Consider the following 10,600-nt stretch of genomic DNA (forward strand, 5'->3'; position numbering starts at 1 on the left):
GAAGAAAGCTCACGCCTGCTTGGCGGCTTCGCGGTACACCAACAGCGGCGGCTTGTTCTCTTCGATGGTGGACTCGTCCACCACCACACGCTCCACGTTGCTGGTGCTGGGCAACTCGTACATGGTGTCGATCAACGCCTGCTCCATGATCGAACGCAAACCACGCGCACCGGTCTTGCGGGCCAACGCACGGCGGGCAATGGCCTTGAGCGCATTGGGCCGAACTTCCAGCTCGGCGCCTTCCATGGCCAGCAACTGGGCAAACTGCTTGACCACCGCGTTCTTGGGCTGGGTCAGGATATCCACCAGCGCGTCCTCGGTGAGTTCGGCCAACGTGGCCACCACCGGCAAGCGGCCCACCAGTTCGGGGATGAGGCCAAACTTGATCAGATCTTCGGGCTCGACCTCGCGGAACACATCGGTCAGGCTGCGCTGCTTCTTGCTCTTGACCGAAGCGCCGAAACCGATGCCCGAGGCCTCGGTGCGGTTCTCGATCACCTTCTCCAGTCCGGCAAACGCACCGCCACAAATGAACAGGATATTGGTGGTGTCCACCTGCAGGAAATCCTGGTTGGGGTGCTTGCGCCCGCCCTGTGGCGGCACGCTGGCCATGGTGCCTTCCACCAGTTTGAGCAAGGCCTGCTGCACGCCTTCACCCGACACATCGCGGGTGATGGACGGGTTGTCGGACTTGCGGGTGATCTTGTCGATCTCGTCGATGTAGACGATGCCCTGCTGTGCGCGCTCAACGTCGTAGTTGCAGCTTTGCAGCAGCTTGGCGACGATGTTTTCCACGTCTTCACCCACGTAGCCGGCCTCGGTCAGGGTGGTGGCATCGGCCATCACAAAAGGCACGTTGAGCATGCGTGCCATGGTCTGGGCCAGCAGCGTCTTGCCCGAGCCGGTGGGGCCGATCAGCAGGATGTTGCTTTTGGCCAGCTCCACCTCGTCCTTGCGCGCCTTGGTCTTGTGGCGCAGGCGTTTGTAGTGGTTGTACACCGCCACGGCCAAGGCTTTTTTGGCTGGGTCCTGCCCGATGACGTAGTTGTCCAGGTTGCCCTTGAGCTGGCTGGGTGTGGGCAAGGCATCGCCCGATTCGGCCGTCAGTGCGTTGCCCGGCAGCTCGTCACGAATGATGTCGTTGCACAGGTCAATGCACTCGTCGCAAATGAAGACCGAAGGCCCGGCGATGAGCTTCTTGACCTCGTGCTGGCTCTTGCCGCAGAAAGAGCAGTAGAGGGATTTTTCGCTGCTGGTGCCTTTTTTGTCGGCCATGTGTGAGGTGCCTTGATCGGTCGAAAACGGTGTTTGTCAATGATAAGCCATCGCCTCAGACGCAAAAAAGCGGGTCCGGCCCAAGGCCAGCCCGCCTGTCTGAAAACGTGGCAAGAACAGGGTCAGACAGCGCCGCGCTTGTCGATGACCTTGTCGATGAGGCCGTACTCCTGCGCTTCCACAGCCGACAGGTAGTAGTCGCGCTCGGTGTCGCGCTCGATCTTTTCCAGCGGCTGGCCGGTGCGCTCGGCCAGGATCTTGTTCAGTTGCTCGCGCGTCTTGAGGATTTCGCGGGCGTGGATCTCGATCTCGGTGGCCTGGCCCTGCGTGCCGCCCAGCGGCTGGTGGATCATGACCTTGGAGTTGGGCAGTGAAAAACGCTTGCCCTTGGCACCCGCAGCCAGCAGGAAGGCGCCCATGCTGGCGGCCATGCCGGTGCACAGCGTGGACACGTCGGGCTTGATGAAGTTCATGGTGTCGAAAATGGCCATGCCCGCGCTCACCGAACCGCCCGGCGAGTTGATGTAGAAGGAGATGTCCTTGTCGGGGTTCTCGCTCTCCAGGAACAGCAGCTGGGCCACCACCAGGTTGGCGCTCTGGTCGTTGACCGGACCCACCAGGAAGATCACGCGCTCTTTGAGCAGGCGCGAATAGATGTCGTAGGCGCGCTCGCCGCGGCCCGATTGTTCGATCACCATGGGCACCATGCCCAGGTTCTGGATGTCCATCACACTCATTGTTGGCTCCGTAAGGGTACAGCGGCTACTTTAACCAAACCGCCGGTGGCGTTTGGGGAACATGGGGACAAAACACCAAAAAGAAAGGGGGCAGACGCGCTGCCCCCTTCTCGGCGTTCACGGCGCGCGCGGCGCCTGGGCTCAGCCCTGGCCCATCAGTTCGTCAAAAGCGACTTGTTTGTCGGTGACCTTGGCTTTGGCCAACACGAAGTCGGTCACGTTGTTTTCCAGCACGATGGCTTCGACTTCGGCCATGCGGTTGCGGTCGCCCTGGTACCAGCGCACCACGTCGGCCGGCTTTTCGTAGGAAGCGGCCAGCTCGTTGATGTGGGCCATGACCTGCTCGGGCGTGGCCTGCAGGTTGTTGGCCTTGACCAGCTCGGCCACCACCAGGCCCAGGCGCACGCGGCGCTCGGCTTGTGGGCGGAACAGCTCCTCAGGAATAGGCGCCTTGTCGGCGTCCTTCACACCACGCTGCTTGAGGTCGGCGCGGGCACCTTCCACCAGGCGCTCCAGCTCGGACTGCACGCTGGCCTTGGGCAGGTCCAGCTCCGACTTGGCCACCAGCGCGTCCATGGCGGCCTGCTTGTTGCGGGCCAGCACGCGGAACTTGACTTCGCGCTCCAGGTTCTTGCGGATGTCGGCGTGCAGGCCTTCCACGGTGCCATCGGCAATGCCCAGGGCCTTGGCAAACGCCTCGTCCACTTCGGGCAGGTTGGCGGCTTCGATCTTGTTCACGGTGACCAGGAAGTCGGCGGTTTTGCCGGCCACGTCCTTGCCGTGGTAATCGGCCGGGAAGTTCAGCGGGAAGGTCTTGCTTTCGCCCGACTTCATGCCACGCACGGCGTCTTCGAACTCCTTGAGCATCTGGCCGTCGCCCACGATGAACTGGAAGCCTTCGGCTTTGCCACCTTCAAAGGGTTCGCCGTCGATCTTGCCTTCGAAGCCGATGGTCACGCGGTCGCCATCTTGTGCGGCCTGGTCTTGCGCGCGCTGGGCAAAGGTGCGGCGCTGCTTGCGCAGGATGTCCACGGTCTTGTCGACGGCGGCCTGGCTCACTTCGGTGCTGACCTTCTCGATTTCGGCGGTGGACAGGTCACCGATGGTGACTTCCGGGAACACCTCAAACACGGCGTCGAAAGCCACCTGGCCTTCGGGCGATGCTTCACTTTCACTGATGCGCGGCTGGCCGGCCACTCGCAGCTTGGCTTCGTTGGCGGCCACGGCAAACGCCTCGCCCACCTTGTCGTTCATCACTTCATAGTGCACCGAGTAGCCGTAGCGCTGGGCCACGACGTTGAAGGGCACCTTGCCCGGACGGAAGCCGTCCATCTTGACCTGGCGGGCCATGCGCTTGAGGCGGGTGTTCACCTCGTTCTGGATCGCGTCCACCGGCAGGGTGAGGGTGATCTTGCGCTCGAGCTTCTCGAGGGTTTCAACGTTCACGGTCATCTATGACTCCTGTTCATGTTCAAGGCCGCGCTGTTCTGGCGCGACACGGCATCCGGATTTTTTTGTGTGGTGCGCGGGGGGGGACTCGAACCCCCACAGTGTTGCCACCGTCAGGACCTAAACCTGGTGCGTCTACCAATTTCGCCACCCGCGCGACACAACGGTGGTCTTCCACCGGCAAACCTGCGATTGTACGGCTTGCCGCCCACCGCTTGCGATCGGCCCCGCCTGACGGCTTCAGCCGCGCTACAACAAACGCCGCCGCAAGGCGGTCACGGCGCTGTCGGGAGTGGTCAGCACCGGCACGGTTGACGGCAACTCACGCCGCAGCAGTGGCGCAGCGCGCGCCATGCTGAACTGCGCCAAGGCGATGGCGCCACAGCCCTGCGCCACCAGGGTCTGCGCCGCCGCCAAAACGGCGGCATCGTGCGCCTCACCATCCCCTTGGTCCAGCGCGGCCATGGCCTGCGCCACCAAGGCGGTGCGCAGTTCCACGCCCGCCGGAAATTCGGGGGGCATGCTATGCAAGGTCGGGGCAAACGAGGCGATCAGCCCCACGCGCTGGCCACTGGCCACGGCATCGGCCACCATCGCCTCGTTGGGCTTGAGCACCGGCATGTGGGGCCGGCGCGCTGCTGCCGCTTCGATACAAGGCCCGAAGGCCGAGCAGGTGAACAAGATGCCCTGGGCACCGGTGCGTTCAGCGTAGGCACACAAATCCTCAAAGCGCTGGTGCATGGCGGTGTCCAGCCCATCACCGCCCGCAGCACCGGTGCGCGCCAGATCGGCCGACAGACTGTCGTCAAGCAGGTTCATGCGCACCGCCTCGGGCCAGGCCTGGGCCATGGCCTGGTTGATGGGACCGACCGAGTGAGCCAGCGCGTGGATGAGGGCAATGCGCATGTCAGACAACACGCTTCATGCGCCGACCCTGGTTCCACCAGACAAAGCCGATCAGCAGCAGCGCCGGAAGGTAGAACCAGTGGGCGGTCGGGCGGTCGGTGGGCACTTGCACGGCAGACACGTCCCAGCCCTGTTCGAAGCCCGACTTGGCTGCACGGGTACCGAACTTGACCTGGCCGATCTGCACCGCATCACCCAGCGGCACCAGTTGCAGACCAGCATCCAGCAGGCGCTTGCGACCGTCGGCACCGGCCTCGCCCAGTTGCAGGGCAACCGTCTTGGCGATGTCTCGGCCTTCGATGGTGCTGCCCTGAATCACCATGACCACACGGTCGTCGGACGCCACCTTGCCGGCCACCTCGAACACCTGCGCCGCAGGCACGCTCTGGTAGGCGGGGTGCAGGCGGTCCATGAAGAAGTCGGGGCGGAACAGCAAGACCACGGCCACCAGCAGCAGCGCGGTTTCCCACAGGTGACTCTTGACGCGGAACCAGTTCATGGTCACGGCGGCAAAGATCAGCGTGGCCAGGGTGCATGCCACCAACAGCCGCACCAACTCGGCCCAGCCGTGCACATCGATCAGCAACAGCTGCGGGTTGAAGATCCAGATGAAGGGCAGGATCACCGTGCGCAACGCGTAAACGGAGCCCTGGATGCCGGTCTTGATCGAGTCTTCACCCGAAATAGCCGCTGCCGCGAACGTGGCCAGCCCCACGGGCGGCGTGATGTCGCCCATGATGCCGTAATAGAAAACGAACAGGTGCACCGCAATCAACGGGATGATGAGCCCACTTTGTGCGCCCAGCTCCACCACCACCGGCGCCATGAGTGTGGCCACCAGCACGTAGTTGGCGGTGGTGGGCACGCCCAGACCCAGCACCAGGCACACGAAGGCGATGAACAGCAGCATCACCATCACGTTGCCCTGTGCCACGAACTCGACGAACTCGGTCATGCGCAGACCCAGGCCGGTGAGGGTGATGGCACCCACGATCACGCCTGCCGTGGCGGTGGCCACGCCAATGCCGATCATGTTGCGCGAACCGTCGTTGAAGCCATGCACCACCGACATCCATCCGTGTGACCAGGCCTCCGCCGTTTTGTGGCCACGGAACCATTCGACCAGTGGACGCTGCGTGAGCATGAGCACCACCAGCACCGTGACCGCCCAGAAGGCGGACAGCGCTGGCGACATCTCCTCGACCATCAGGCACCAGATCAGCGCGCCGATGGGCATGATGTAGTGCAAGCCGGCCTTGACCGTGGGCCAGGTTTCCAGCGGCTTGGGGTTCTCGATGTCGATGTCGTCGGGCAGGTCCGGGCAGGACGCCGCCTGTTTGAGCGCATACACATACATGGCCAGCAGCACCACCGCCGTGGCGAAGGGTGCCGCCGGGCCCAGCGTGGCCTTGATGGCCTGCAACACGTAGTACAGCCCGCAGACCACAGCAACGCTGCCGGACAACCCCAGACCGATGCGCATCAGGCGCGCCGACCACGTGCGCTGAACCGCCTGCACGATGGGCTGCATGCCCATCTTGAGCGCTTCGAGGTGCACGATGTAGAGCAGGCCGATGTAGGACAAAGTGGCCGGCAACACGGCGTGTTTGACGATCTCCGAATAAGAGATGCCCACGTACTCCACCATCAGGAACGCCGCAGCCCCCATCACAGGCGGCATGATCTGGCCGTTCACCGAACTCATGGTTTCGATCGCGCCGGCCTTGACGCCACCGTAGCCCGCCTTCTTCATCAGCGGGATGGTGAAAATGCCACCCGACACCACGTTGGACACCGAGGAGCCCGAGATCATGCCGTTGAGCGCCGAGGACACCACCGCCACTTTGGCCGGGCCGCCGCGCAAGTGGCCCAGCGCCGCAAAGCTGACCTGCATCATGTAGTTGCCACCGCCCGCGCGGTCCAGCAGCGCGCCGAACAGCACGTACACAAAAATGGTGCCGGCCGACACCCCCAGCGCAATGCCATACACACCTTCGGTGGTCAGCCACATGTGCGAGATCAGGCGGTTGAGCGAAGCCCCCTTGTGCGCCAACACGTCGGGCATCCACGGCCCCAACAGGCAGTAGGCCAAAAAGATGGCGGCCAACGCGGCCATGGGCCAGCCCACCGCGCGGCGCGTCGCCTCCAGCAACAGCACCACACCGGCCAGCGAGACCACCACGTCCACCGTGGTGGGCTGCCCGGGGCGCGTGGCGAGCTGGGCGTAAAACAACATCAGGTAGGCGCCGGCAAAGGCCGCAACAAGCGCCAAGCCCCAGTCCACGAGCGGCACGCGGTCGCGCGGCGATGACTTGAGCGCCGGCCAGGCCAGAAAGGCCAGGAACAGCGCAAACGCGAGGTGGATGGCCCGCGCTTCGGTGTCATTCAAGATGCCGAAACCCAGGGCAAATGGCAGGGGCGAGGCGTACCAGAACTGGAACAGCGCCCACAACAGCGCCACGCCAAAAATGAAAGCGGCCGTCGCGCCGGTGGGCTTGCGCCCGCCGGTGTCGTTGTCGGCCACGAGTTGCTGCAAGGCCTCGGGGGCTTTTTCGATGTCAGTGCTCATCGCGGAACTCTTCAGGATCGGGAACAAAAAAGGGCGAAGTCGCCTTCGCCCTCACGTTGGCTCAAGCGGACAGCGTCCTTACTTGATCCAGCCCTTTTCCTTGTAGTACTTGGCGGCACCTTCGTGCAGAGGCGCGCTCAGACCGTCCTTGATCATGCTCTCAGGTTTGAGGTTGGCCAGCGCCGGGTGCAGCTTCTTGAACTCGTCAAAGTTCTCGAACACGGCCTTGACCACGTTGTAAACGGTGTCGGCAGGCGTCTTGGCCGAAACCACCACGGTGGCCAGCACACCATAGGTGCTGGTGGGCTGCGGGTTGTTGGGGTACAGGCCGCCCGGGATGGTGACCTTGGCGTAGTAGGGCTTGTCGGCCACCAGCTTGTCCACGGCCGGGCCGGTCAGCGACACCAGCTTGGCGCCGCAAGACGTGGTCGGGTCCTGGATGTTGGCGCTGGGGTGGCCCACACCGTAGAAGAAGCCGTCGATCTTGCCGTCGCACAGGGCCGGGCCATGTTCGTCGGCCTTCAGCTCAGAGGCCAAAGAGAAGTCGGCCAGCTTCCAGCCCATGGCGCCCAACATCTCTTCCATGGAAGAACGGGTGCCGGAGCCGGGGTTGCCCACGTTGAAGCGTTTGCCCTTGAAATCCTCGAACTTGGTGACGTTGGCTTCCTTGCGGGCCAACACGGTGAAGGGCTCGGGGTGCACGGCAAAGGCGGCACGCAGGTCGCCAACAGCACCACCGTCCTTGAACTGGTTCAGACCTTTGACGGCGTTGAATTGCACGTCGGACTGGGTGAAGCCGAAATCCAGTTCACCGGCCTTGATGGTGTTGACGTTGAAGACCGAGCCGCCGGTGGACTCCACCGAGCAGCGGATGCCGTGTTTCGCGCGGTCCTTGTTGACCAGGCGGCAAATGGCGCCACCTGCCGCGTAGTACACCCCCGTGACCCCGCCGGTGCCGATGGTCACAAACTTCTGTTGCGCCTGTGCCGCCATGGGCACCAGGCTGGCGGCAGCTGCGGCAGCAGCCACCAAGGCGGCGGGAAACATCTTTTTCATGCGAATCTCCTTGGGTTGAGGTGTGCGGGCGCGGTTCGCCCGACCGGGAATCTGCTGACCGGGCCTTGTGTGCCCCACCAGCAAGAACAGTGCCGCCCATCGGTTGATGTGCCCGCTGCACCCGGCTTGTTTCACGGGTGGCGATGGTACACCGACCAGCGGACGAGCAGGCTTGGTGAAAGCACCATGTAAGTTTGACGGTCTTTGAATATTCACATCGACGTGACGGCTTGTATGGACTCGACCAGACGCGCCACCAGGAAGTCGATCTCCGCTTCGCTGCAGATGAAGGGCGGCGCCAGCAACACGTGGTCACCGGCTTGGCCGTCCACCGTGCCGCCCATGGGGTAGACCAGAATGCCACGCGCCATGGCATCGGCCTTGAGCTTGGCATGCAGTTTGCGCGCCGGGTCAAACCATTGTTTCGTGTCTCTGTCGGCCACCAGCTCCACCCCCCAAAACAAGCCGCGCCCGCGGATGTCGCCCACGTGTGGGTGCTGACCCAGTTCGGCGCGCAAGCGCTGTTCGAGGTAGCTGCCAAGCACCTGCACCCGGTCGAGCAAGCCGTCGCGTGCGATCACCTGCTGCACCGCCAGCGCGGCGGCGCAGGCCACGGCGTGGCCCAGGTAGGTGTGGCCATGCTGGAACAGGCCGCTGCCCTGGCGGAACGCGTCCACCAGCCGGTGGTGGGCCAGCACCGCGCCAATGGGCTGGTAGCCGCCGCCCAGGCCTTTGGCAATGGTCAACAAATCGGGCACCACACCTTCGGCTTCGCAGGCGTGCAGCGTGCCGGTGCGGCCCATGCCACACATCACCTCGTCGAGGATGAGCAGGATGCCATGGCGGTCGCACAGCTCGCGCACCGCCTTGAAGTAACCGGGCACCGGCGTCAGCACACCGGCAGTAGCGCCACCCACGGTTTCGGCCACAAAAGCGATCACGTTCTCACCGCCCAGCTGGTCGATGGCCTGAGACAACTCGCCCACCAGGCGTTGCCCGTACTGTTCGGGCGTTTCGGTGGGGGCCTGGTCGCGGTAGGGGTAACACGGCGCGACGTGGGTCACATCGATGAGCAGGGGCTGGAACTGCGCGCGCCGCCAGGCGTTGCCGCCCACGGCCAGCGCGCCCAGCGTGTTGCCGTGGTAGCTCTGGCGGCGTGCGATGAAGTGCTGGCGCTGCGGTTGTCCGATTTCGACAAAGTACTGGCGTGCCATCTTCAGCGCCGCCTCCACCGCCTCCGAACCACCGCTGACGAAGTACACATGGCTCATGCCCTCAGGTGCGGTGGCCACCAGTTGGTCGGCCAGTTGTTCGGCCACCTCGGTGCTGAAAAAACTGGTGTGAGCGTAGGCCAGCCGGTCGATCTGGGCGTGCATGGCGGCCAGCACGTCGGGGTGGGCGTGGCCCAGACAGGACACGGCCGCGCCGCCCGAGCCATCCAGGTAGCGTTTCCCATCGGCACCGATCAGCCAGGCGCCTTCGCCGCCGACCGCCAGTGGCAAGCCGCTGCGCAGCTGTCGGTGCAGGATGTGGGTATCTTCTTGTGAGACATGGGTCAGGGTGTTCATGTGAAGCTTTCTTTCAAAGGGCGTTTTTCCCAATAGGCTTTGTGGGCGTGCTGACGGGCCTGCACCTCGGCCAGGCGACGCACCACCGGTTCGCCGCCACGTGCGGCCACCGCGGCCACCAGGGTTTCTGCGAGCGCCTGAGCGCCTGCCATGGAATGGAAGAAGGACGGGGACGCCGCGTCAAACAACAGCGTGTGCCGCGCCAGCCGCGCCAGGGGCGACAGCGGGTTGTCAGTCAGGGCAACGATGGGCACACCCGCTGCGTGCGCCACGTGTGCACACTCGACCGTCTGCCGGGTGTAGGGCGCCTGGCTCACCACCACCAAACCATCGGCTTCGGTGAGCTGGGCGATTTGGTCCACCAGCGCACCGCTCGCGTCCCCGGCCAGCAGGGTGCCTGGCCGCAACCAGTCGCAGGCGTAACGCAGGTGGTGGGCAATGCCAAAACTGGCCCGCAGCCCCAGAAACGTCAGTTGCCGCGCACTCAACAGCAAATCGGCAGCGGCATTCACCACCTCCACCGGGTTGCGCGCAGCGGTGGAGGCCACGTTGCGCAACTGCGCCTGGGTCAAAGGACGCGCGGTTTCATCGGGCGTGCCATGCCCGCTGCCCACGCCCCGCGCCAATGCCTCCACCACCGGCCGGCGCATGGCCTCGAAATCGGCCAAGCCCAGCGCGTGCGACAGACGTGACAACGTGGCCGGCGCCACACCCGCCGCCCGTGCCGACGCCCGCAGGGACTGCAAGCCCAATTCGGCCGGGTGCTCGCGCACCCAGCGCGCGGCGCGCTGCAACTCCGGGCTCAATGCCTCGAAATGGCTGTCGATCAGTTGGGTCAGCGCGTGGTATGGCATGGTGATATGAAACAATTATTTCTCATTTTCATTTTGGAAACAAGTGTTTCAAAACAAACTGTCAGCAGCAAATGAGTTGTCCGGTTCGTAGCAAGTAATCTGTCCGGTTTGTGGAGGAGCGATGCAACACGCCCCCATGAGCCGGGCCCGCTACATGCAGGAGAACCGGAAGATGAGATTCACAGA

Annotated in this window: 8 protein-coding genes and 1 tRNA gene; all 9 read right to left on the bottom strand. The window is 64.0% G+C overall.

Annotation, left to right across the window (positions count from 1 at the left end):
- Positions 1 to 9 precede the first annotated feature (9 nt).
- Complete coding sequence (gene clpX, locus ACFQPB_RS15640) at positions 10 to 1,275, bottom strand: ATP-dependent Clp protease ATP-binding subunit ClpX (RefSeq protein WP_382225154.1); 1,266 nt, start codon at positions 1,273 to 1,275, stop codon at positions 10 to 12.
- A gap of 122 nt (positions 1,276 to 1,397) precedes the next feature.
- Positions 1,398 to 2,012, bottom strand: a complete 615-nt coding sequence (clpP, locus tag ACFQPB_RS15645) for an ATP-dependent Clp endopeptidase proteolytic subunit ClpP (protein ID WP_382198232.1) — start codon at positions 2,010 to 2,012, stop codon at positions 1,398 to 1,400.
- A gap of 141 nt (positions 2,013 to 2,153) precedes the next feature.
- Positions 2,154 to 3,464 carry a trigger factor gene (gene tig / locus ACFQPB_RS15650; RefSeq protein ID WP_382198230.1) on the bottom strand — a complete coding sequence of 437 codons (1,311 nt, stop codon included), beginning with the start codon at positions 3,462 to 3,464 and terminating at the stop codon, positions 2,154 to 2,156.
- Positions 3,465 to 3,531: 67 nt separating this feature from the next.
- A tRNA-Leu gene (locus ACFQPB_RS15655) sits at positions 3,532 to 3,618 on the bottom strand.
- A gap of 92 nt (positions 3,619 to 3,710) precedes the next feature.
- Entirely contained in the window at positions 3,711 to 4,367 is a 657-nt protein-coding gene (locus ACFQPB_RS15660; RefSeq protein WP_382225168.1) for an aspartate/glutamate racemase family protein, read from the bottom strand.
- A 1-nt stretch (position 4,368) separates the two neighbouring features.
- Positions 4,369 to 6,936 (bottom strand): TRAP transporter permease, encoded by a 2,568-nt coding sequence (locus ACFQPB_RS15665; RefSeq protein ID WP_382225157.1) that lies wholly within the window; start codon positions 6,934 to 6,936, stop codon positions 4,369 to 4,371.
- Between the two features lie 78 nt (positions 6,937 to 7,014).
- Positions 7,015 to 7,983: a TAXI family TRAP transporter solute-binding subunit gene (locus tag ACFQPB_RS15670; RefSeq protein ID WP_382225171.1), complete on the bottom strand. Its 969-nt coding sequence runs from the start codon at positions 7,981 to 7,983 to the stop codon at positions 7,015 to 7,017.
- Positions 7,984 to 8,204: 221 nt separating this feature from the next.
- Positions 8,205 to 9,560, bottom strand: a complete 1,356-nt coding sequence (locus ACFQPB_RS15675) for an aspartate aminotransferase family protein (protein ID WP_382225159.1) — start codon at positions 9,558 to 9,560, stop codon at positions 8,205 to 8,207.
- Positions 9,557 to 10,414, bottom strand: a complete 858-nt coding sequence (locus tag ACFQPB_RS15680) for a MurR/RpiR family transcriptional regulator (protein WP_382225162.1) — start codon at positions 10,412 to 10,414, stop codon at positions 9,557 to 9,559. Before ACFQPB_RS15680 ends, ACFQPB_RS15675 begins: the two co-directional genes overlap by 4 nt.
- Between the last annotated feature and the right edge of the window lie 186 nt (positions 10,415 to 10,600).

It is taken from the genome of Hydrogenophaga atypica (genome assembly GCF_042665215.1).
Taxonomy (GTDB): domain Bacteria; phylum Pseudomonadota; class Gammaproteobacteria; order Burkholderiales; family Burkholderiaceae_C; genus Hydrogenophaga; species Hydrogenophaga defluvii_A.

What these genes read in the sequence shown, in the direction of transcription:
- clpX (WP_382225154.1), bottom strand. Translation starts at nt 1,275, where the DNA reads ATGGCCGACAAAAAAGGCACCAGCAGCGAAAAATCCCTCTACTGCTCT.
- clpP (WP_382198232.1), bottom strand. Translation starts at nt 2,012, where the DNA reads ATGAGTGTGATGGACATCCAGAACCTGGGCATGGTGCCCATGGTGATC.
- ACFQPB_RS15680 (WP_382225162.1), bottom strand. Translation starts at nt 10,414, where the DNA reads ATGCCATACCACGCGCTGACCCAACTGATCGACAGCCATTTCGAGGCA.
- tig (WP_382198230.1), bottom strand. Translation starts at nt 3,464, where the DNA reads ATGACCGTGAACGTTGAAACCCTCGAGAAGCTCGAGCGCAAGATCACC.
- ACFQPB_RS15660 (WP_382225168.1), bottom strand. Translation starts at nt 4,367, where the DNA reads ATGCGCATTGCCCTCATCCACGCGCTGGCTCACTCGGTCGGTCCCATC.
- ACFQPB_RS15665 (WP_382225157.1), bottom strand. Translation starts at nt 6,936, where the DNA reads ATGAGCACTGACATCGAAAAAGCCCCCGAGGCCTTGCAGCAACTCGTG.
- ACFQPB_RS15670 (WP_382225171.1), bottom strand. Translation starts at nt 7,983, where the DNA reads ATGTTTCCCGCCGCCTTGGTGGCTGCTGCCGCAGCTGCCGCCAGCCTG.
- ACFQPB_RS15675 (WP_382225159.1), bottom strand. Translation starts at nt 9,560, where the DNA reads ATGAACACCCTGACCCATGTCTCACAAGAAGATACCCACATCCTGCAC.